This is a genomic window from Sphingobium sp. PAMC28499, from assembly GCF_004795815.1.
Taxonomy (GTDB): Bacteria; Pseudomonadota; Alphaproteobacteria; order Sphingomonadales; family Sphingomonadaceae; genus Sphingobium; species Sphingobium yanoikuyae.
In genome coordinates this window covers 993,416-1,014,396 of record NZ_CP039248.1, presented here as the reverse complement: position 1 = coordinate 1,014,396, position 20,981 = coordinate 993,416, and the positions used below count along the sequence as shown (strand labels likewise).

16 protein-coding genes and 1 pseudogene are annotated in these 20,981 nt (G+C 62.2%); 4 read left to right on the top strand and 13 right to left on the bottom strand.

The genetic code is table 11. The features are described 5' to 3' along the window. Positions 1-196: 196 nt before the first annotated feature. Genes ligD through E5554_RS04810 form a run of 3 tightly spaced genes read right to left on the bottom strand, consistent with a single transcriptional unit; the run spans position 197 to position 4,061 of the window. The gene (gene ligD, locus E5554_RS04820; RefSeq protein WP_136186120.1) at positions 197-2,710 is read right to left on the bottom strand and encodes a DNA ligase D; all 2,514 of its coding nucleotides are present in this window, start codon (positions 2,708-2,710) and stop codon (positions 197-199) included. Beyond that, the gene (locus E5554_RS04815; RefSeq protein WP_136186119.1) at positions 2,707-3,183 is read right to left on the bottom strand and encodes an MgtC/SapB family protein; all 477 of its coding nucleotides are present in this window, start codon (positions 3,181-3,183) and stop codon (positions 2,707-2,709) included. The genes ligD and E5554_RS04815 overlap by 4 nt, the downstream gene beginning before the upstream one ends. Further along, entirely contained in the window at positions 3,183-4,061 is an 879-nt protein-coding gene (locus E5554_RS04810; protein ID WP_136186118.1) for a Ku protein, read from the bottom strand. Before E5554_RS04810 ends, E5554_RS04815 begins: the two co-directional genes overlap by 1 nt. Positions 4,062-4,376: 315 nt before the next feature. Between E5554_RS04810 and E5554_RS04805 the strand changes: the two genes are divergently transcribed. Together E5554_RS04805 and E5554_RS04800 are read left to right on the top strand one after the other, a co-directional pair. Then, positions 4,377-4,985: an NAD(P)H-dependent oxidoreductase gene (locus E5554_RS04805; protein WP_136186117.1), complete on the top strand. Its 609-nt coding sequence runs from the start codon at positions 4,377-4,379 to the stop codon at positions 4,983-4,985. Positions 4,986-4,990: 5 nt separating this feature from the next. Further along, a complete protein-coding gene (locus tag E5554_RS04800) occupies positions 4,991-5,938 on the top strand; it encodes a cation diffusion facilitator family transporter (RefSeq protein ID WP_136186116.1) in 948 nt (315 codons plus the stop codon). Here the strand turns inward: E5554_RS04800 and E5554_RS04795 are convergent. The 3 genes from E5554_RS04795 to E5554_RS04785 all read right to left on the bottom strand — a co-directional run bounded on the left by E5554_RS04795 (position 5,935) and on the right by E5554_RS04785 (position 9,082). Then, positions 5,935-6,870, bottom strand: coding sequence for a cation transporter (locus E5554_RS04795; RefSeq protein ID WP_136186115.1), 936 nt, complete (start codon positions 6,868-6,870; stop codon positions 5,935-5,937). The genes E5554_RS04800 and E5554_RS04795 overlap by 4 nt on opposite strands. Beyond that, the gene (locus tag E5554_RS04790) at positions 6,867-7,313 is read right to left on the bottom strand and encodes a hypothetical protein (protein WP_063141437.1); all 447 of its coding nucleotides are present in this window, start codon (positions 7,311-7,313) and stop codon (positions 6,867-6,869) included. Before E5554_RS04790 ends, E5554_RS04795 begins: the two co-directional genes overlap by 4 nt. A 530-nt stretch (positions 7,314-7,843) precedes the next feature. Next, on the bottom strand, positions 7,844-9,082 hold the full coding sequence (locus tag E5554_RS04785) for a site-specific integrase (protein ID WP_010336385.1): 1,239 nt from the start codon (positions 9,080-9,082) through the stop codon (positions 7,844-7,846). 509 nt (positions 9,083-9,591) lie between these two features. Here E5554_RS04785 and E5554_RS04780 point away from each other — a divergent pair. Next, positions 9,592-10,818 (top strand): annotated as a pseudogene (locus E5554_RS04780) (MFS transporter); the annotation flags it as partial. A 116-nt stretch (positions 10,819-10,934) separates the two neighbouring features. On the opposite strand, the gene E5554_RS23525 reads toward E5554_RS04780, so the two are convergent. Genes E5554_RS23525 through E5554_RS04770 form a run of 3 tightly spaced genes read right to left on the bottom strand, consistent with a single transcriptional unit; the run spans position 10,935 to position 15,609 of the window. Next, positions 10,935-11,927: a nuclease gene (locus E5554_RS23525; protein WP_348769747.1), complete on the bottom strand. Its 993-nt coding sequence runs from the start codon at positions 11,925-11,927 to the stop codon at positions 10,935-10,937. An 8-nt stretch (positions 11,928-11,935) separates the two neighbouring features. After that, entirely contained in the window at positions 11,936-13,114 is a 1,179-nt protein-coding gene (locus E5554_RS04775) for a YdcF family protein (RefSeq protein ID WP_136186114.1), read from the bottom strand. Continuing rightward, positions 13,114-15,609: a TonB-dependent receptor gene (locus E5554_RS04770; RefSeq protein ID WP_136186113.1), complete on the bottom strand. Its 2,496-nt coding sequence runs from the start codon at positions 15,607-15,609 to the stop codon at positions 13,114-13,116. The genes E5554_RS04775 and E5554_RS04770 overlap by 1 nt, the downstream gene beginning before the upstream one ends. A gap of 125 nt (positions 15,610-15,734) precedes the next feature. On the opposite strand from E5554_RS04770, the gene E5554_RS04765 reads away from it, so the two are divergent. After that, positions 15,735-16,847: an ROK family transcriptional regulator gene (locus tag E5554_RS04765; RefSeq protein WP_004209531.1), complete on the top strand. Its 1,113-nt coding sequence runs from the start codon at positions 15,735-15,737 to the stop codon at positions 16,845-16,847. 89 nt (positions 16,848-16,936) lie between these two features. Here E5554_RS04765 and E5554_RS04760 read toward each other — a convergent pair whose 3' ends face one another. From E5554_RS04760 to E5554_RS04745, 4 genes are all read right to left on the bottom strand, one after another. Further along, positions 16,937-17,503 carry a DUF1993 domain-containing protein gene (locus E5554_RS04760; protein ID WP_136186112.1) on the bottom strand — a complete coding sequence of 189 codons (567 nt, stop codon included), beginning with the start codon at positions 17,501-17,503 and terminating at the stop codon, positions 16,937-16,939. Positions 17,504-17,712: 209 nt separating this feature from the next. After that, a complete protein-coding gene (locus tag E5554_RS04755) occupies positions 17,713-18,105 on the bottom strand; it encodes a Dabb family protein (RefSeq protein ID WP_136188256.1) in 393 nt (130 codons plus the stop codon). A gap of 85 nt (positions 18,106-18,190) precedes the next feature. Then, the gene (locus E5554_RS04750; RefSeq protein ID WP_136186111.1) at positions 18,191-19,225 is read right to left on the bottom strand and encodes a LacI family DNA-binding transcriptional regulator; all 1,035 of its coding nucleotides are present in this window, start codon (positions 19,223-19,225) and stop codon (positions 18,191-18,193) included. A gap of 73 nt (positions 19,226-19,298) precedes the next feature. Then, positions 19,299-20,981 (bottom strand): GMC family oxidoreductase, encoded by a 1,683-nt coding sequence (locus E5554_RS04745; RefSeq protein ID WP_136186110.1) that lies wholly within the window; start codon positions 20,979-20,981, stop codon positions 19,299-19,301.

Sequence of the window (20,981 nt, the reverse complement as noted above, 5' to 3'; positions counted from 1 at the left end):
CTATCGCCCGGTCAGGCGTGCATGTTGACCCAGATGAAAGCCAGTATGGCTGCAACGATGAATGCGAAGACGAGGTAGAGCGCAAGGCGACTGGTGGCTTTGCGGGCAGGACGCTCCTTGTGATGGGGCATTATGATCCTTTCATGCTGATCTTCTCCCATCAACGCATGGCGGGGTTCATGGTGCCCGAAGCGAATCATAGATCCGGCAGGGTCTGCGCAGCGAAGCCCCAGCCTTTGAGCTTCGTTGCGCGCTCCCCCAATATTTCGGCATCTCCAATGTCGAAGGGATGGGCGTCCTGCAAATCGTTCAATTCGTCCCAGTCGACCGGTATGGCTACGGGCGCGCCGGCACGCGCGCGCGCCGAGTAGGGAAGGATGGCGGTGCTGCCGCGCTGATTGCGCAGCCAGTCGATGAATATGCGATCCTTGCGCTTGGCCTTGCTCATCGTGGCAACAAAGCGATCGGGTTCTGCCGCGCTCAAGGCCTGGGCGAAACGGGCAGCGAAATCCTTATGTGCGTCCCAGTCGTGGGTGGGGCTGAGGGGGACGACGACATGGACCCCCTTCCCTCCCGACAGCATGGCGAAGGAGATCAGACCGATGTCGCGTAGATGATCGCGAATATCCTTTGCCGCTTCACGCACCCGTGCAAAATCCATGCCCTCGTCGGGATCAAGATCGAAGATCATGCGATCGGGCTTCTCGATGGCATCGGCACGGCTCGCCCAGCCGTGAAATTCGATCGTACCCATCTGGACGCAGGCGATCAGGCCATCGGCATCGTCGACATAGAGATAATCTTCCAAGCCGCCGTCTTTCTCGCGGATCGCAACATGGCGGACATGGTCGCCAAAGGCGCCGCTGTCATGTTTCTGGAAAAAGCATTTCTTCGCACGGCCCTGGGGGCATCGCACAAGACTGATCGGCCGATTGGCGGCGAAAGGTAGCATCAGCGGGGCGATCCGCGCGTAATAATCGGCCAACTCCCCTTTGGTCTGCCCGCTCTCCGGGAAAATCACGCGCGCGCGATTGCTGATCTTGATGGCTGTGGCCGAAGGAGGCGTTGGGGCCGCTTTTTCGGGCTTGATTGTCTTTGCCAACTTGTCGCTTCGTAGCCCCAGAAAACTGCCATGTCGCACGAGACCCTCCCTTGTGAACTCGGCAAAACCGACTTCCGCAACGAGCTTGGGTTTGACCCATTGGACGCCGCGCGCTTGGGCGGCGGAAATGATGATCTGCGACGTGCCGGTCGCAATCGGACTCATGGCCTCGGCCAGGTCGGTCATTGTGGCGGCATCGAAACCAGTGCCGACCTTGCCCTTATAGACCAGTTCACCGCCTTCATGCTGCGCCAGTAGCAGGGAGGAGAAGGCACGCCCTTTTACCTTGCTACGGGTCCAGCCGACGATCACGAATTCCTGCCGACGAGTGCATTTGACCTTCACCCAGGCGCGTGTCCGTCCGCTGCGATAGGGCGCATCGACGCGCTTTGCGATAATGCCTTCCTGCCCGGTCTGACAAAGCGATCGGTAGAGCTTCTCGCCCGAGCCGATCAGGTGATCGGCAACGTGGATCGGTTGTTCCGCATCCGCCAATAAGGCTTCGAGCCGCTCCTTTCGCTCGATTGCGGGGAGAGACTTCAAATCCATGCCGTCAATGGAAAGAAGATCAAAAGCGAAGAAATGGAACGGCGTGTCGGCTCGCTCCGCGCCATGGCCCCGTTTCAACACCGCCTGCAGCGCCGAAAAACTGGGATTGCCGTCAGCGTCAAAGGCGATGATCTCGCCGTCGATCAAGGCAGGCGGGAGGTCGAGCGCTTTTATGGCTCCGGCCAAAGCACCAAATTTGTCCGTCCAGTCCAGGCCGCTGCGCGTATATATTTTTATCGCTTCGCCACTGGCTGCAACGAGCGCGCGATATCCGTCATATTTGATCTCGTGCAGCCATTCGTTGCCGACCGGTACATGGTCGACCAAAGTTGCAAGCTGCGGCTTGATGAAGCGCGGCATAGCCTCCGTTCTGGCGATCGCCTTCACCTTCGTCCTGCCGATCTTTGCATTATGCGCGTTTGCCGCCTGCATCCTATCCGTGAATGTCTTGCCCCTTGCGCCTTTCAATGACTGCGTGCCGGCGATGTCCCCGGCGATTTGCGCCATGGATCGGTCAGTCAGAACACTTGTCAGCGCGCGCTCGACCAGATCGCCATTCCGGCGGGCTTCGCCATCCTCAATCTTGCGGAGCAGCCAATTCTCGCGCTTTTCGCCCGCGCGCCCCTTCATCCGCACCAGCAGCCATTCCCCCTTCATCCGTTCGCCATGCAGGATGAAATGGAGATGGCCATCCTCTATATCCTTCGCGCTCTTTCCCGGGATCGGTTCCCACCAACCGCGGTCCCAGAGCATCACACTGCCGCCGCCATATTCGCCCTTGGGAATATTACCCTCGAAACTGCCATAGCTCAGAGGATGATCTTCGGTGCGGACAGCAAGCCGCTTGTCATCGGGATCCAGGCTCGGCCCCTTGGTGACGGCCCAGCTCTTGAGCACGCCATCGACTTCCAGCCGGAAGTCCCAGTGCAGCCTTGTGGCGGCATGTTTCTGGACAACGAAACTGTTGCCGCCCTTCTTTGCCATCTTGCCTTCAGGCTCGCTGGTGCGATTGAAGTCCCGTTTGGCATTATAGGAGGCAAGGGGATTGATCCGGCTCATTCGCCCTGTCGCTCCTCGGACGCGAGCCAGCGCCGTTCCACAAAGCCCAGCAGGCTGAGCATAAGGATCGCGACGAGAGTGGCACTGGCGACTAGGGGCCAGAGGGCAGCGCCGGAAGCGATTCCGATCATCGACGCCAGCCAGATATGGGCTGCCGTGGTCAGATTCTTGATCTCACCCTTGCTGAATATAATGAGGCCAGTCGCTATGATGCCCGAAAATGCGGCAGAAGCTTCGAAGACCCGCAGGGGATCTATATTTCCCTCGCCTTGCAACTGATTGTGCAGCGCGATTGCGCAGACAGTCATGAGGGCGCTGGTGAAGCAGATGAGGCCATGGGTGCGTAGCCCCGCTGCATGGCCGCGTATCTGTCGGTCGAGCCCCAAAAGCAGGCCGAGCAGAGCAGCAATGCTCAGGCGCAGCAGGACCGGCCCGTCGATAAGGTGGAGCGGGGTATCGGGATTCAGCGTCATCACGCGCTTTTGCGCTTGGCTGCAGGCGCACGCATATTGCCAGTCGCCGATCCGCTTTTCGACCTCTTCTTCGTCGCTGGGGTGCGAGCCGTTTCTCCTGCTGACTTCTTGAGCGCCGCCATCAGGTCGATGACATTGCCGCCCTTGCGCGCCGGCTCATCGTCCACCTCTTCTATTATCCGCTTCCCCTTGGACTTTTTCTTCTTTTCGATCAGGCGATGGAGCGCATCGACATAGCGATCGCGAAACTCTTCCGGCTTGAAGGGCGCCGTTCGCTTGTCGATGATGCTGGTAGCAAGATCGAGCATGTCCTCATCCGCCGTATCGGCAGGCAAACCTCGGAAATATGTCTGCGCCTTGGTTACCTCGTCAGCATAGCGCAGAACTTCCATGACCAGCCCCCGTCCACAGGGTTTGATCGACACCAGTTGCTCCCGTCCACGGACCGACAATTGGCCAAGTCCGACCTTCTTTGCCTTTCGCAGCGCATCCCGCAGCACCGCATAGGCCTCTTCTGCGAGGTCATCGGCGGGTACGACGAAATAAGGCTTCTCATAATAAAGAACGTCGATCGCATCGGCCTCGACGAACTGGACGAGGTCGAGGGTCTTGCGGCTCTCAATCTTGACCGCTTCGATTTCCTCCTGTTCGAGCAGCACATAATTGCCTTTTGAAAGCTCGAACCCCTTGAGGATCTCCTCTCGGTCGACGGGCCCCACGCCGCTCACGACCTTTTCATAATGGATGGGTTTGCCGGTGGGCTCGTGAATCTGACGAAAGCTGACCGCCGCGCCCGATTTGGTCGCGGGATACACTTCGACCGGGATGGACACCAGTGCCAGCTTGATCTGGCCCTGCCAAAATGCGCGTGCAGCCATGTGCGACCTCCGCGATGAGAGCGTGCAATCGGCAAGTTGGTTCCGTGATAGCCTCAAACAGAAAGCCGACAGCGCAGCTTCGCCATTCCCATGGGGTGGCAAGGCAAATCACTCATCTTCATGTTGCAACCATCTGGCCCCGGCACCTGATCGGGGGATGTCGCTGAACTTCCGCGCACGCGGAAGTTGCACAGCAGAGGCATTGCTCAGCCAATTCTCCCTCGATCCGCAGAACCCATTACGCGCCCAGGTGTTCTTTCCGCGAAGAAGGGATGGGCGCGTTCTGCTGATCCTGGCCCCTCAAGGAGATGACACATGCCGCTCAAGGCGCTGGCGCTTAACTGCACGCTCAAGGCGGACTCCCGCCAGGAGAGTTCGACCGACGCGATGATCGCCGTGTTGACGAGGGCCTTCAGCAAGAATGATGTGACGGTCAGCGAAACGGTCCGGGTTGCAGCCCTTGACATCAGGCCAGGCGTTAGCTCCGACGAAGGGGATGGCGATGCGTGGCCTGGACTGCGCGAGAAGATACTCGCTCATGACATTGTGATCTTCGGAGGACCGATCTGGATGGGGCAGATCAGCAGCATCGCCAAACGCGTCCTGGAACGGATGGATGCCTTCCTTTCCGAGACCGACGATGAGGGTCGGATGCCGAGCTATGGGAAGGTCGCTGTCGCAGCAATCGTGGGTAATGAAGATGGCGCCCATTTCTGCTCCGCTCAGCTGTTCCAGGCTTTGAACGATGTGGGCTGGACGATCCCCGCTGTTGCGGCCTGCTATTGGGTCGGCGAAGCGATGGGGGCGGTCGATTTCAAGGATCTCGGCGAGACGCCGGAGGCGGTAATGAAGACGGCGAAAATGGTCGCCGGCAATGCCGCGCATCTCGCAAGCCTGCTTCAGTCCAGCCCTTATCCAGGCTGAACGCGATGGCCGGTCTGTCACGCCAAATCCGCGAGAATATCGTCCTCTATGGCGCGCTTTTCGCCAATGTCGGGATAGCGGTCGCCAAGTTCGTGGCGGCGGCGATCAGTGGCTCTTCTTCCATGCTGACCGAGGGTGTCCACTCGCTGGTCGACAGCGGAAATCAGGTTCTGCTGCTCTATGGTCAGGCAAAGGCCAGACGTCCCGCCGACGCCACCCATCCCTTCGGCTATGGCCGCGAACTCTATTTCTGGGCCTTCGTCGTCGCGATCCTGATCTTTGCCGTCGGCGCGGGCGTTTCGGTCTACGAGGGCTGGTTGCACATCGCCGAACCTGAGCCCTTGCGTGATCCGACGATCAATTATGTGGTGCTGGGTGTTGCTGTGCTGCTTGAAGGAACAAGCTGGTTCATTGCGGTGCGCGAATTCAACGGCAAGCGCGGTGCCAGCAGTTGGTGGCAATCGATCCGCCGATCCAAGGATCCCGCCGGGTTCATTGTCCTGTTCGAGGACAGCGCTGCGCTGATCGGCCTCGCCATTGCAGGCATCGGCGTCTGGGCCAGCCATTATTTCGCAAATCCACGGATTGACGGTTTTGCATCGATTGCCATCGGTCTCATTCTGGCTGGGGTCGCTATTCTGCTTGCGCGCGAAGCCAAGGGTCTGTTGATCGGCGAAAGCGCCGACCCGGCGATCATTTCGGTTCTATGGACCATTCTCGCCAAGCGGTCGCAGATCAGTGCGGTCAATCATGTCCGTACGATCCATACCGCGCCTGATGCCGTTTTCGTAGCGATCAGTGCTGATTTCGTCGACGATCTGCCGATGGGAGATGCAGAGCGTCTGATTGAGGATATTGAACGCGAAATGAAGGCTTGCGTCCCCGATCTGACGTCCATTTACATCCGGCCGGAAAAGCAGGCGGATGCTGTGCGACAAACACCGCCGGCCTAATTTCCTTCCTCGCGTCCAACAGGCGGGATGAAGCTCACCTGTGCCAACCGCCACGCCCTGTCCTCACCCTCCGGCCAATAATGGCGCGGGTGACGGCATTCGCCCGGTGGATGCGTGTCATGCACTTCGGCGCGAATAAGGCGGCCGGTTTCCCGCAGCCGTATCGTGGCACCGGGAAATTCAGCGCTGAGGCGATCACACAGGCTTTGCGCATCATCCGAAAGATCAGTGCTGGAAAGCGCCCTCGGCGCACCATCGACCAGTTCTGCCGTGGAAGAGCGCAACGCCTTGATACCGTCATTAAGGACATCGAGCGAAATGATTGCTGCTGCCAACGCGTCAGCCCACCACCAGCCAAGCCCCAGACCAATGACACCGGCGAGCCCCGCCGCCCCGGTCAGCCAATTAGCCTTGTTCATGAGTGCGTCGGTATGCAGCAGCTTGTCGTTGAGAGCCTGCGCCAGCGGAAGTTCCTTCCGGCCGATGAAGAGCGGCGGGATGAGGGAGTAGAACTGGGCGGCGATCATCAGCCATCCCAACCAGATATCATGCCCCAGAATGACGATCGATCCGACGGTCGCGTGCTCCTGCGAGCCCAGCGCCATCATCGCATTGTAGAGAAGCAGCGCGCCGACGGCAGTCAGTGCAACAGCCGCCACAAAGAAACCAAGGCCGTTGACCCGCTCGAAACCGAAAGGAAAGCGGCGCGATCGATGGGCGCGACGCTCCATATGCGCGGCGATCAGGAACATGACAGGCGGAACCAGGCCCAGCGTGTCCTCTATCCACGCGGTCTTCATCGTCTGGCTCTGACCAAGCACTAGGCCCATCGTCACGATGATGGTTAGAGTCCAGAAGATGTTCCAATATTCCAGGCGCACCGCCCGCGCCATCGTCTCGCGCAGCTCATCGGGAAGACTTGTATCGCTCATTCGTCGCGCGCCTCCTGCGAAACCGCGCGGCTCGCACGCTCGACTGTCATGATCCACCGGTTCTCGCCGTTGCGCATGGCCGCCTTTAGTTGCAGCGGCGCGTCTTTCGTTCCTGTCGTCGAGAGAGGCGGACCAAATGCCACATCCATTGCCCAAGGGCTCTCGGCCGAAAAACGTCCGATCACCAGGTCAAGCGTACCGTCGTCAAGCTGCTGGAAAAGTGCCTCGCCTGCGCCTGGCCGCCATTGTGCCTTCGCGCCGGTTCGCCGCTCAATTTCATGTACCAGCGTCCGGACTTGTGCGGCTTCGTGCACAGTTGGATCGGCGAGTGCGACCGTGAAGGTTCGTTGCTCAGCAATCCGCTTCGATGTGCCGGCCGGATCGCGAGGCAATATATCGCATGCGGCGAGGAGAGAAACGGCAAGGATTATCGCGCGCTTCATTGTTCGCGCGTCCTGTGATCGATGCGAATGTGGAGGCGGCAAGAATGAAATTCATTTCGAGCCCGGTCGACTTTGCCAGCCTGCCAGGCCTGGATCATCTGTGCTGTTAGAGTGGCATCGGGGATATTGTCGCCGCCACAGTCCTGCGCTTTCCTGGGCCGTGCCCTGAGCGAGCTCGCGTCGAGGGCCGCTGCTCCGCGCGTCGAAGCACAAACGAAGGCAATCGAAGAGCGATTGATGATTGGGGATGCTAACTGGGCGGTTTCCCTCCTCCCGCTGAATAGGGCTGCACTTTGCGGGACCAGAGCATCGCGCATCTGGGCATCTGCCTCTTCCATATGTCTCACCGCCTGGGATGATCCGGCTCGCCTCCTCGGCACGAAGAGGCCACCATCACATTCTTCGGATTAGTTGCAGGCTGATAACGTCTGGTAGCGAAAAAGAGCCATCGCTCTGACGGAGAGGCTTCGCTGAAAAACGGCCGACCTCGTATAAGGGGCTCATCTCCATGTCATGATGGTGGAGGGCGATCATCTGCACCCTCGCAAAAGTTCATCGATATACTCGGCTACCGCCGTTGCGGCGGCGCGCAGCGGCTCATCGATATGGATGTAGCGCTGCGTGACGCCGCGGGACGCGTGTCCCAGCAGTGCCGCAATCGTGAGTTCGGAGTAGCCAAGCCCGCCTGCGACACTTGCGAAAGTGTGGCGCAAGACATGCGGTGTCACGCCTTCGAGTCCTGCTCGATGGCAAATTCTATCCAAGACCCGCACTATGCCGATGAAGTGGCCATCTCCCCAATCGGCTGGGAAGAAATATCGCGAACCCGAATCGGCCTGCGCCGAAAGAAGCTGGAGAGCAGGCTGACCTATCACGCGTCGTTGCGCCCCCGTTTTTGTCGTCCTGAAGTGAATCGCGCTCTCCTCATCAAGGAGCCAGTCGCGCTCAAGACTGAGTGCTTCGAGCCGACGAAAGCCAGTCAACAACAGCAATCGGATCACGGCTATCCCGGTAGGATGCTCGTCATCTGCCTCAGCTTCTCTGAGCGCTATGCCGAGCTTCCTGATCTCAGCCTGAGAGAGCCACCTCATTTTGGGCGTGCTCGCAATTCTGCGAATGCCTCTCGCGGGATTTCTTTCGATTTCGCCAAGTCGTACGGCATGTTCGAAAATCGAGTGAAGCGTAGACATGCAGCGCGAGGCTACGCCTTCGCCGCCTTTGGTGGCTCCCCCACGACTGCCCACCCTGGGCTTGGAGGTCGCACCAGCAGCGATGTCGGCTTGGGCGCCTTCGATATCACCGAGCTTCAATGTGGCAATTATTCTGTGGCCTAGCAACGGACGGATATGGGCATCGACACGACTTCGATCCATCGTCAGAGTGGATGCCTTGATCGGCTTGCGGCTTCTGCCGATGATTTTGCCGGCTGAGGCTCGCTCAAGGTACCAGTCACAAATCTGGTCTACAGTATAGCCCTGCCCGCTCGACCGGGCATCCTCGACAGGGTCTCGCCCATTGGCGACATCGCCAAGAATGATGCGAGCCTGCCGCCTAGCTTCCTCCACAGTCATCAACCCGAACCGACCGATCACCTTTCTACGGCTCTGTCCGTTCGGCAAACGGTACTGAACGACGAAACTTCGCCGGCTCTGGCCGATAGAAACACCGAAGCCACGCAGCTCGCTGTCCCACAGAAGATGATTCGAACCTTTGACCCCATCTTTCGAAGGTTTCTGAGCTTCGATGAGCGTTTTTGTGATTTTCGCCATGATTTCAGTCGCCTGCCAAATGACCCAAAAATCTGCTTACTTTTTCCGGATTTCGACCTGATTTTGCTTATTTTATAAGTCCTGGAGGTCAAATCCGGGCGTAGGGCAGGATAACACTGACGAATCTCGATCGCAAACAAACGGCAGAAATGCGTGCTTTTTGCTGTTTTAGGGTAGAATCGAAAAACACAGAAAATATGCTTCGGGCGAATTGCCAAGGTTGGGGTCGAGGGTTCGAATCCCTTCGCCCGCTCCAGTTTTCCCAGAAATCGATGCGATAATCACCCTTCGGGGGCAGCAAGGCCGCGTTGTCTTATACGCTTTCCTTCTGCGGCCACGCGGCCCTGATCCGCCTGTGGCCCGCCCTGTCGCGTGGTCCAGGGCTGCTAATGGCGATAAGCCACCAGCCCCATTCCCAACGCCTTTGTCGCACAAATGAAAGAATGCGCTTCTAGGCGCGACGCATTCCGCAATTCCCCGTGCGGTCATGACCATCAGGGGCGATCGAGGTGATCTGGACACGGGACGATGGCCGCTTGCTGGCCTATGCCTCCGGCAATTTCGGCAAGGCACTGGTTTTCAGCGGCGCAGATCTGACGATATTGTTCCTGCTGAGCGACGTGCTGAACCTTGGCGCGACGACGGCGGGATGGCTGATGCTCGCCGCGCTGTGCGGCGACCTGATCTTCGATCTGCTGGCGGCGCGGCTGACGATCCGCCTGCGGCATGTCGGCAAGGGCTATCGCTGGATGGTGGCGGTCGCAGCGACACCCTGCGCGATCGCCTTCGCCCTGCTCTATGCCATGCCCTTGCTTGGCGCCCGACAGCTATGGATGCTGGCCATGGCCTTGCTGATATTCCGGGGCGCCTATGCCATCATCGACGTGCCGCACAATGCGCTGATGGCGCAGGTGACCAGCGACAGCAGCGCGCGGGGCCGTGTTTCGGGCTATCGATTGCTGTTCAGTACGGCGAGCGCGCTGATTGTCGCGACCTTGTTGACGCCGCTGGTGCAAGATGCGGGCAATACCCGGTCCTTCGATCGGCTGGCGCTCACCGGCGCGGCGACGGGCGCCATCTTTGCCCTGACGATGATCCTGTGCGCATGGACCTGCGGCGGCGAGCCAAGCGGTGGTGCGGCCCGCACCGCCCGGCAAAGCGCAAGGCAGGACGGCATCGACATCCCGTTTCGCGACCCGATGGTCGGGGCACTGGCTCTTCTGGCCCTGCTCACCGGATTTGCCGCACCGGCATTCGGGCGCTCCCTGCTCTATATCGGCAGCTATGTCGTCCGCCGCCCCGATCTTGTCGCAACCTTGCTGCTGGCCGTGACGATCGGCCAATTCGCCGGCGTGATCCTGTGGACCGCGATGACCAGACGATTCAGCAAGAGCGCCCTTCTCGCCATGGGACATGGGGTCAGCATCATCGGGCTGGCGGGTTTCGCCGCCTGCCTGTCCTGGCCACCTGCCCTGGCCATCTGTGGGGCGGTGGTCGGCGTCGGCCTCGCCAGCATGTTCATGCTGCCATGGGGGCTGCTGGCCGATGCCGTCGATGTGGTGGAATGGCGCCATGGCAGGCGCTTCGAGACAGGCCTGTTCGCCTTCTATCTCGTCGTGGTCAAGGCAAGCGGTGCCGCCTTCTCAAGTCTGAGCGGCTGGACACTTGGCCTGCTGGGCTATGTGCCGGGGCAGGCACAGACTGCGGCAGTCCAGGCCGGCATGCTCGGCCTGGGGCTGGGCATTCCTGCCCTTGGCAGCCTTTGCGCGATCCTGCTGATGCGGCGCTTCGACCTTGGCCATGCCCGCCATGCCCGGCTGCTCGCAGCACTGGCACGGCGGGAAGCACGCAATCAGTCCGGCGCTGATCCGGTTTCCGGGTTGAAGCGCGGATTGGAGAAATCGAGCGGCGCGGGCACGACCCTGGCCGGCGGACTGGCGCTTTCCGCCCAGGCGCGGCAGAGCATGTCCCGCAGCATGGCAGCGCCGGCAGCGGTCCGTTCATAGACGAGGGCGCGCACATCCTTGTCGGCGAAATCGGCAAAGCCGTCCCGCTTTTCGAGCTGATAGACATATTCCATCCGATCGCCGGCCTGATCCAGGAAGGCGAGGATCGCGTCGAACATGTCGCCGTCGCGATGACCGGGCGCACCGAGGCGCGGCGCGATATCCGCCACGGTCAGCTTCATGCCATCGACGAACTGGCTTTCGAAGCGGCCGTGGATACTGCGATCGCGGGTGTAACCGCCGGGATTGTCGCCGCGCCAGCCGTCCGAATGGATCGAGTCATGCAGCGGCTGGGCGCCGTCGCCGATATAATGGCCAAGGCGGATCGTCTGGAAGGCGCAATGCTGCGCCGGGACGGATATGTCGCCCCCTTCGGCCTGCGCCTTGCGGACATGGCGCATGCAGACGACGAGCCGGTCGTAAGCCTCGATCGCCGCATAGGGCAAAGTGCCGGTCCAGCGGACATTGGTGCGCGCGGCCGTTGCCGGATCGCTGTCCTTGATCGTCTCATAGCGCTTGTAGAGCGCCAGGATGAATTCGTAGCGCGAGCGCGGGATCGGCTTCACGAAGCGGAACTGCTCGCGGAACCAGCCATGATTGGGGTCTTCCTCCATCTTGGAGAAATTCTCCGAATCCCCGCGCCAGCTGTCGGGCAGCGAGGCGGAGGCAGCGATATAGTCGGTATAGGCCTTGAGGAAGACGGGACCGTCCTGCGGGATGGCATCGAGCGCGGCGCGATCGATCACTTCATGGGCGGTGCCGCCCCAGGCCATGGCGGCGCCGGGGCTGAACGCCAGCGCACCGAGCGCCAGGGCCAAGGTCAGTTTACGTGTCATCATGCCTCCCTTCAGGGGTCGAGCGGATCGCGCGGATCGACCCGCGCGGACAGCCGCGACGGGCGAAACAGCAATTCGGTGGGGGTCAGGCGCGCGCCGATGGCACCGGGCTGATAGCCCAGTTCCTTGTCGTTGCGCTGCACGAACAGGGGATTTTCGATCATCGCGCTCTGCCCCGGATTGCAGACGATCAGCGTATCCTTGTCCAGCGGCGCCGCCATCGCCATCAGCAGGCGGGTGGCGTTGCGCAAATTGGTGGTAGTGTGCCGGGCATAGGGCTCGATGATGATGGCATCGGCCGGCACGCCATAGCGCTCGATCAGCGCCTGGCGCATCTCCTGCGCCTCGGCAAAGCGGGTCGCGCGCGGATGAGCGCGGCCGCCGGTCAGGATGAGGAAGGGTGCATCGCCATCGGCAAAGCGGTTGGCGGCAAGACGCAGATGATATTTCCCAAACGGGCTCAGCGGCATGCCGTCGACTTCCGGGCCGACGCCGGTGACGATCAGCGCGCTGTAGCGATAGCGTTTCCAGTCGATATTTTTGGCCCGCGCCATGGCGGGGGCGTTGGGGCCGCCGGTCAGCGGTTCGAAGCCGATCGCGTCGGTGCGGTCGCTGACGTCGAGCAGCGCAAGGGCATAGTCGATGCTGGAATCCAGCGCCTGGGCCGATCCCTTGCGCGGCGTCTGCGCGATCCAGGCGGCGGCGCGCAGCCGGACCTGGCGCTCGCGCGGGTCGATCGTGCCGGCGCCGTCGATATCGGGATAGGCGGGCACCTGCCCCAGCGCATAACTGCGCAGGATGGCGTTGATCCCCTCCACCTCGCGGCGGATCTGCGCACCGGCACCATCGTCCGCGACCGGCACGTCACGCAGCGACAGCGCAGCCTGCACCATCAGGGCGATTTCGGTCGGGGTCCAGATATGGGCCTGTGCCACGCAATCGACATCGCCGGCACATGCCGTGCGGCGATCTTCGCGGGCATGGAGCAGCGCATCCATGTCCGGCCGGGCGCGGAAGGCGGCAAGGGCGGCCGGATCGTGTCCAAGGGCGTCCAGCACGGGAAAGAGGCGCCGCGACAGCGCCTCCGTCACGGCGTCGCGCGCCGCCCCGGCCAGAGCCGGGGCGGGCGTGATCGCCACCGCCGCCATCGTCATCAACGACGCCGCAACGCGGCCGAGGCGGCGGGCCATCACCAGGACTTGCTGATGACGAGGCGGAAGTTGCGGCCGAAGATCGGGCGACCATAGATCGCCTCGGCACTGCCCTGACCGCTCAGCGAGTCGGTACGGGTATTGCCTTCGGTCAGGCCATGGGCGTTGAACAGATTGTCGCCCACAATCTGTGCCTGCCAGCTGCCATGGCGCGCGGTGATGCCGGCGCCGATCGTACCATAGGCCGGCAGCGCGGTGTTGTTGTAGAGGTCGACATAGCGCTTGCCCATATAGGTGTAGCGCCCATAGACCGACACGTCGGTGTCGCCCGTCTGGAAGTCGAAGCTGGGACGGATATTGCCGTAGACCTTGGGCTGGCGGACGATCTGGTTGCCTTCGGCCTGTTCCGGATCGGCGCCGGTCGAGCTTTCGAAATTCTTGTATTTGGGATCGCTGATGGTGAGCGCGCCGTTGAGCGAGAACCAGTTGGTCAGCGCCAGCTTGCCATCGAATTCGACGCCCTTCACCTGGGCCTCGCCGATGAAGGGCACGTTGACATCGTTGCGGCCCGTGGTCGGATCATAGGCCAGGAAGCTGGCGTTCAACGGATCGAAATTGGTGTAGAAGCCGGTGACGTAGAGATAGGAGCGGCCGAAGGCGAGCTTGAGGCCGGCCTCGAACTGGTCGGCCTTGGTCGTGATGATGGTCGGGTTGATGCTCATCACCGTCTGGATGTTGGGCGGCGTCTCCAGGTGCGATGCGCGGCCATAGATGCCGACATGGCTGGAGAAGTCGTAATTGGCGCCGACCGTCCAGTTGGTGACGTTGGGCTTCAGTTTCTGGTTGAGGATCACGCCGGTGAAGGCGCGGGTGCTGTCGTCCGCCAGGGTGCTGGAGTCGCCCAGATTGGCCGCCTCGGTCAGCGCGGCCCAGCCCTTGTAGCTGTAGCGTTCGTGACGGATGCCGGCGTCGATGCGCAGGCCCGGCACGATTTCCCAGGTGTCGTTGGCGAAGACGGCGAACATCTTGGCGTCGCTGTCGCCCTGGTTGAGGGTCGCGGCATAGTTGAGCACGCCATTGTCGGTGACGCGGCCGATTTCCGCGCCGGCGGCATTATAGGCGACCAGGTCCAGCGTGCGCGGCTTGCCGGCCACTTCGATCAGGTAATTCTGATAGAGGGTGCGGCTGTCCTCGCCATAGAAGCTGCCATAGAGGCCGAGCTTGAGGTCATGGGTGCCAAAGCCGGTCTCGAACTTCTTGGCGACCGACAGATTGGCCTGGGCCGAATAGAATTTCGAGTGGATGTCGCGATACTGGCCCTGCATCACCAGGCCCGACGCCGCATAGGGATCATAGACGGTGTTGGTGCCGGCCAGCGTATAGCCGAAATGGTCGACCGCGCCGAAAGCCGTCGTGGCGCGGGCGAGATAGCCGGCGGCAAAGGCGTTGCCGTCAGCCGGGTTGGTGGTCGAGTAGAAGGCGCTGAAATCGAGCTTGCCCTGGGTATAGCCGGCCTTGGCCGAGACCAGCCAGCCGTCGAAATCGCCATCATATTGCGCGCCGAAATTGACCATCTGCATATGGCGGCCATCCGACAGGTCGCCGGTGCGGCTCTGGATCTGGCCGGTGCCGTCGCGATATTTGAGGTTCACGTGGCGCAGCGCCGGCGAATTCATCGTGCCGTCGAAATAGTCGATATATTTGTCGAGCGAGACGCTGGGATCGCGCGGGTCGGAGATCGGGATCGGCAGATAGAAGACGTTGTGGTCGTTCACATAGTTGAGGTTCAGCTTGATCGAGCCATTGTCGAAATCATGCTTGATATTGGCGCGCAGCTGGCCGCCCTTGTCATTGGCGAAGCCATTGTCGCGATAGCCGTCATGATAGCGGATGAAGCCGCCGATCGCATAATAGGTGTCGTTGCCGAGCGGGCCGGCCTGATAGGCGTCGAGGCGATAGAGGCCGGTGTCGCCGAGCGTGACCTGCGCCTTGCCGCGCGCTTCGTCGCTGCCGGTCACGGTGATGGCGTTGATGATTGCGCCCGAATAGCTGGCATAGACCGGGGCCGGGCCGCCGCGCACGACCTCCACATGGTCGGTCATCAGATCCTGTTTAAGGATCGCATCGCCGCGGAAGAAGACGCCGTCATTCTCATGGAACAGCGGCAGGCCGTCCTGCTGGAAGCTGACGAAGCCGCCATCATTGGGCAGGCCGCGGATGCGGTAGATATTCTGCACCTCGCCGCCGGTGATTTCGGTCTGGAAACCGGGCAGCTGGCCGATCAGGTCGGCGAAATTGACAGGCGCGATCTTCTCCACATCCTCGGCCGAGATGGTGTTGATCGCATAGGATACGTCGAAGCGGCGCTGGGCGCGGGTGGAGCCGGTGACGATGATGTCGTTGGGGCCGTTGCCGGCATCGGCAGCCGCTTCGGCGGCGGGCGCAGCGTCGGCGGCGGCCTGCGCCAGGGCGGGCGTGGTGATGGTGCAAAGCGCGGCAAGCGCCGTGCCGGAGGCAAGGAAAGTCTTGAGCATGATGCGTCCCCTCTGAATTGGTCGGGGCGCCTCTGGCCGTACGATATGACATTTTTAATTATTGTTGTGAAAATAAATAAATCCCCATAACCGGTCGTCGCTTTTCACCGATAGCGGGATCGATCATGCTATTTCCCACCCTGGACAAGGACCAGCGTCGCATCCTCCAGATGCTGCGCAAGTCGGGGCCACTGTCCCGTTCCGCGCTGGCATCCGCGCTGGAAATCAGCGGGACCGCCCTCACCCGCCTGTCGCGCGACCTGATCGGGCTCAATCTGGTGGAGGAAGTGCCTGGCGCGGAAGCACAGGGCCGCGGGCGCCCGGCCATCCCCCTGCGCCTGGCCGGCCATGGCGGCTATGCGGTCGGCGCGACGGCGCACAAGGGCTTCATCGACATCGCCCTGGTCGATTTCACCGGCGCCACCATCGCCACCCATCATGAGGCCGTTGCGCCGATCGATCCCCAGGGTTTTGCCCGCAAGGTGCGGCGCATGACGCATGAACTGGTGGACCGGCACGGCCTGCTGGGACGCCGCATGCTGGGCTTGGGCGTCGCGGTGCCGGGACCATCCCTGTCGCCGGCCGGCGATCGGTGGAGCGTCGTCGACGTCCTGCCCAACTGGAGGGACGCGCCCCTGCGCGACATATTGTCCGCCGAAATGGGCTGGCCGCTGTGGATCGAGAATGACGCCAATGCCGCAGCGATCGCCGAATATTATCTGGGTGGCCTGCTGCGCGATTTCGGCACGATCGTCGTGCTGCTGCTGGGCTTCGGCATTGGCGCCGGCGTCATTGTCGACGGGCGCCTGATGCGCGGTCAATATGGCGTGGCGGGCGAGATTGGCTGCCTGTTTCCAGGGCATCTGCCGCGTCCCAGCCCGCTGGATCTGCTGGCGATGCTCCGCAGCAATGGTTGCGACCTATCCTCGGTCGCGGACATTGATTTCCATGCTGCCGACCAGGCACCGACGATCGACATCTGGCTGGACCGGGCGGCCGAGCAATTGCAGATGGTCAGCAACACGGCCTTCGCCTGGCTCGATCCAGGGGCGATCGTGCTAGCCGGCACCTTACCATCGACCATCCTGCAGGGGCTGGCCGATCGCCTGCATCAGGCGGACCTCGTCACCACGGTCCATCATCGCCGCCCGCCGGTCAGAATATCGAACCTGCATGGATCGCCGATCACCTTCGGCGCGGCCCTGCTGCCGATCCATGCCCTGTCTGCCGAGACATAGGCTTGGCGGCGGGCCGATATGCTCAAAACGGGCCACGACGCGGCTCCATCGCCATGAACCACAGCATGCGCCGCCGCCGCTATTTCACCTCATTGCGCAGGCAGGGTGCCGGACCGCAAATAGGGGAACATGTGGGCCACATAATCGACCTTGCCCAGGTCCACGCCCTGCGCCCGCAGGATCGCGTAGGCGGTCATGATGTGGAAGTAGAATTGCGGCAACGCCCAGTCGCGGACAAATTGGCCGGCGGTGAGGTCGAAGATCATGCCCTGCGGCAGTGCATGGGCGATCGGCGCAGCCGGATCGATGGGCGGCGCTTCCGCCGCAAGGCTTTCCACGATCGCAATCGTCTCGGCTATTCTCGCCTGCGCATCGGCGATCGATCCGGGATGCTCGCCCGCGTTGCGGCCTTCATCGAGCAATTGCCCGACCAGCGGCGGGAAGGCTTCGCCGCGCAACCGGTACATGCCCTCCTGCGCCTGGACGCAGGCGAAGCGGATCTGGGTCGACAGCGGGAACATGTCCGGCGCCAGCCGCGCGCCCGGCAATGTTTGCGCCATGCCATCCTGCGTCCCGGCCTCGGCCTTGGCCAGCCAGGCCGACAAAGCGCCCAGCATCTGGACATAGGTTGGGGCAAGAATATCCGGCAGAATCATGATCTTCTCTCGTTCAGGCTGATGAGCGACCCTAGGGGCGATCGACATTCAGATGATGACGTGACGAAAATGGTGGTTTTCCGCGATCCGGAGCGCAGCGTACTTAAAGTACGTGAGCACCGGAAGCGCGGAAGGCCGCCATTTGCAGGCCGTCAGGGCTAAATGTCGATTGACCCTAGCGCGGGTCGGGCCGCCTTGCGATGCCCGGCTCAGCGATCCGGCACGACCTGCATGTCGTAGACCACGACCTTCGCCCACAGATGCTCGCAGGATTTGACGAAGGCCTGATGGATTTCGTGGTCCTGATAGACTTTCTGGTCGACCGCATTGTCGAAGACCATCAGTTCCGACACATCGAAGGAGGAATCGACCACATCGCGCTTTTCGGTGCTGGCGGGCACGCCGATCTGCAGGTCGCGGATCACCGGGATAGCGCGCAGCGTGCGCAGGCCGGCGATCAACTGGTCGCGATCGGCCTGGTTGCCCGGCCGCTTCAGCCAGAAGAAGACATGATGGACCAGCTTCGCCTGAACCGGGGTCGCGGCCTGTGCCGAGGCCTGTGTCGAGGACAGGGCCATGCCTGCGCCGCCCAATGCCATCATCGCCGCCAATTCCCTTCTGCTCGTTTCCATGATGCTCTGTCCCCTGTCGCTGAAAGGGCGGCGATCCGCGCCACCCGGTGAAGCCCTAAGTGCTGGCTGGCGCGATCGACGCGCGCTGCACCAGTTGATGGTCGAATATCTCGTCGCTGACGCGCATCCCGCCCTTGCCGAGCGCACCGATCAGGCATTGGGTGGCGCGAAAGGCCATGTCCTCGACCGGCTGGCGGATCACGGTCAGCGGCGGCCAGACGCGCGAGGCGAGGATGGTGTCGTCGAACCCGGTGACGCTCAGATCATGGGGCAGGGTCAGCCCCATCTGTCCGGCCTGGGCGATGACGCCCGCCGCCAGATCGTCGCTGCTGCACAGGATCGCGGTCGGCCGGTCGGGCCGGGCGAGCAGCGCCTGCGCCGCCGCCATGCCGGATGCATGGTCGAACGCGCTGTGCTCGACGATCAGGCTATCGTCCACGCGCAGGCCAGCGTCCTGGAGGGCGGCGTAGAAGCCGTCGAGCCGGGCGGCGACCACGCTGTAATGATCGGGACCGGCGACATAGGCGATGCGGCGATGGCCATCGGCGATGACACGCCGGGTCAGCGCCTCCATCGCCGCCTGATTGTCGATCCGCACCGTCGATATGCCCGACAGCGGCGTGCCGGTGGCGATCGCGGCGAAGGGCACGCCGAGCGCCGGCAATATCGCCGATCCGCTCAACTGCTCGGCAAAGGGCGGGATCAGCAGCAGTGCATCGGCGCCGCTGCGCACCAGTTCCTGGGCGATGCGTTCGGCCTCGTCCAGCGTCACGCCATCGCCGTCGCGCAGGATCAGTTGCAGCCCATTGGCATTGGTCGCGCTCAGCGATCCGACCAGAACGGCATCGAGAAAGGGCGTGCGCCGGTTGCTGTAGATGAGGCCCACCGTCGTCGCCCGCGCCTTGGCCAGGCGCCGGGCGGCCAGATTGGGCACATAACCCAGTTCCGCGATCGCCGCCTGCACCGTCGCGACCGTGGTCGCGCTGGCGCGGCCGGCGCCGTTGATGACGTTGGATACCGTCATCGCCGACACGCCGGCCCGTTCTGCCACGGCGCGGATCGTCACGCCATTTTCCCGCCGTCGGGCCATCAGAAGCTCATCCTCATGGCCCCTGATAGCCGGTTTTGCGGCGCAGCACAGCGTCGGGAGTGGGGCGCCCCTGTCAGACCCGGCCTGCCTTCATTTCCTTGACCGCATGGTCGACCGCGCGGGCGGTCAGCGCCATGAAGGTCAGCGACGGATTGACGCAGGAGATGGACGCCATCTGCGCGCCGTCGGTGACGAACAGATTGCTGGCATCATGCGCCTGGCTCCACTGGTTGAGCACCGATGCGCGCGGATCGGCACCCATGCGGGCGCCGCCCATTTCATGGATGGCGTCGCCCGGCACATGTTCGCGGACCGAACTGGTGACGTTGGTCAGGCCCGCCGCACGCAGCATCTTTTCGCCCTGTTCGCGCGCGTCCGCCATCATCCGCATCTCATTGTCGCGGAAGGTGACGTTGAACTGCATCAGCGGCATGCCGAACCGGTCGGTCTTGTCGGGGCTCAGCGCGACATAATTATCCTCATAGGGCAGGCATTCGCCAAAGGCGCCCATCTGGAATTTCCAGCCGCCATATTTGCGCATGCCCTGCTTCATCGACGCGCCGAAGCCGACCGGCTTGGACGGCTCGCGATAGGCGCCGCCCTGATAGCCATAGCCGCGCTTGAAGCCGACATCTTCGCTGTCGCCATTGTTGCGGAAGCGCGGGACATAGATGGCGCCGGGGCGGCGGCCATATTCGATGAACTCCTCCATGCCGGGGATGTCGCCCTTCACGCCGACGCGGAAGATATGGTCCATGACATAGCGGCCCAGCGTCCCGCTGCTGTCGAAATGGCTCTTGCCGCTGCCCGCCGGGCGCGAGTTCATCAGGATCTGGGTCGAGGCCAGTGCCGACGCGCACAGGAACACAAGCCGCGCGGTCACGGTTTCGGCCTGTCCGGTCTTGGCATCGACGAAGCGCACGCCGCTGACCTTCTTGGTCGCCGGATCATAATCGAGATGGGTGACGACCGCGTCGGACCGCAAGGTCAGCCGCCCGGTCGCCCGCGCAGCCGGCAGCGTGACCGCCTGGGTCGAGAAATAGGCGCCGAAGGAGCAGCCATTGCCGCACTGGTTGCGCAGTTGGCATTTGGTGCGGTTCTGCTCGGGCTTGTCCTCTGTCATGTTGGACAGGCGCGCATTGATCATCTTGCGGCCGGGGAACTGCGTTTCCAGCCGCTGCTTCATCCATTTTTCCGCGATGTTCATCGGCATCGGCGGCTGGAACTCGCTGTCGGGCAGATAGGCCAGATTCTCGCGCGATCCCGATACGCCGATATATTTTTCGACATAGCTGTACCAAGGGACCAGATCCTCATAGCGGATCGGCCAGTCGCCACCGATGCCCTCGCGCTTGTTCGCCTCGAAATCGGCCGGGCTCCAGCGGAAGCTCCAGCGACCCCAGATCAGCGACTTGCCGCCGACCGCCGCGGGGCGGATCCAGTAGAATTTGCTGCCAGCGCCATAATCATAGGGGTTCAGGCGGTCATTATTGTAAAAGGCCTGGTTGCTGGGTGCGACATAGCCATGCTGGGCGATGAAATAATCGCTCTGCTTGAGCGGGTCGGGCATGATGTTGCGGGCGGGCACCTCATAGGCGGGCTTGCCGTCATAGGTATAATCCTCGCCATGTTCGACCATATGGCCGCGGTCGAGCATCAGCACCCGCAGCCCCTTTTCCGTCAATTCCTTGGCGGCCCAACCGCCGCTGATGCCCGAACCGATGACGATCGCATCGTACCTGTCTGTCGAAGCCAT

Coding starts and splice junctions, on each gene's coding strand:
- ligD (WP_136186120.1), bottom strand. CDS start 2,710: ATGAGCCGGATCAATCCCCTTGCCTCCTATAATGCCAAACGGGACTTC.
- E5554_RS04815 (WP_136186119.1), bottom strand. CDS start 3,183: ATGACGCTGAATCCCGATACCCCGCTCCACCTTATCGACGGGCCGGTC.
- E5554_RS04810 (WP_136186118.1), bottom strand. CDS start 4,061: ATGGCTGCACGCGCATTTTGGCAGGGCCAGATCAAGCTGGCACTGGTG.
- E5554_RS04805 (WP_136186117.1), top strand. CDS start 4,377: ATGCCGCTCAAGGCGCTGGCGCTTAACTGCACGCTCAAGGCGGACTCC.
- E5554_RS04800 (WP_136186116.1), top strand. CDS start 4,991: ATGGCCGGTCTGTCACGCCAAATCCGCGAGAATATCGTCCTCTATGGC.
- E5554_RS04795 (WP_136186115.1), bottom strand. CDS start 6,870: ATGAGCGATACAAGTCTTCCCGATGAGCTGCGCGAGACGATGGCGCGG.
- E5554_RS04790 (WP_063141437.1), bottom strand. CDS start 7,313: ATGAAGCGCGCGATAATCCTTGCCGTTTCTCTCCTCGCCGCATGCGAT.
- E5554_RS04785 (WP_010336385.1), bottom strand. CDS start 9,082: ATGGCGAAAATCACAAAAACGCTCATCGAAGCTCAGAAACCTTCGAAA.
- E5554_RS23525 (WP_348769747.1), bottom strand. CDS start 11,927: ATGATGACACGTAAACTGACCTTGGCCCTGGCGCTCGGTGCGCTGGCG.
- E5554_RS04775 (WP_136186114.1), bottom strand. CDS start 13,114: ATGGCCCGCCGCCTCGGCCGCGTTGCGGCGTCGTTGATGACGATGGCG.
- E5554_RS04770 (WP_136186113.1), bottom strand. CDS start 15,609: ATGCTCAAGACTTTCCTTGCCTCCGGCACGGCGCTTGCCGCGCTTTGC.
- E5554_RS04765 (WP_004209531.1), top strand. CDS start 15,735: ATGCTATTTCCCACCCTGGACAAGGACCAGCGTCGCATCCTCCAGATG.
- E5554_RS04760 (WP_136186112.1), bottom strand. CDS start 17,503: ATGATTCTGCCGGATATTCTTGCCCCAACCTATGTCCAGATGCTGGGC.
- E5554_RS04755 (WP_136188256.1), bottom strand. CDS start 18,105: ATGATGGCATTGGGCGGCGCAGGCATGGCCCTGTCCTCGACACAGGCC.
- E5554_RS04750 (WP_136186111.1), bottom strand. CDS start 19,225: ATGGCCCGACGGCGGGAAAATGGCGTGACGATCCGCGCCGTGGCAGAA.
- E5554_RS04745 (WP_136186110.1), bottom strand. CDS start 20,981: ATGGCTTCGACAGACAGGTACGATGCGATCGTCATCGGTTCGGGCATC.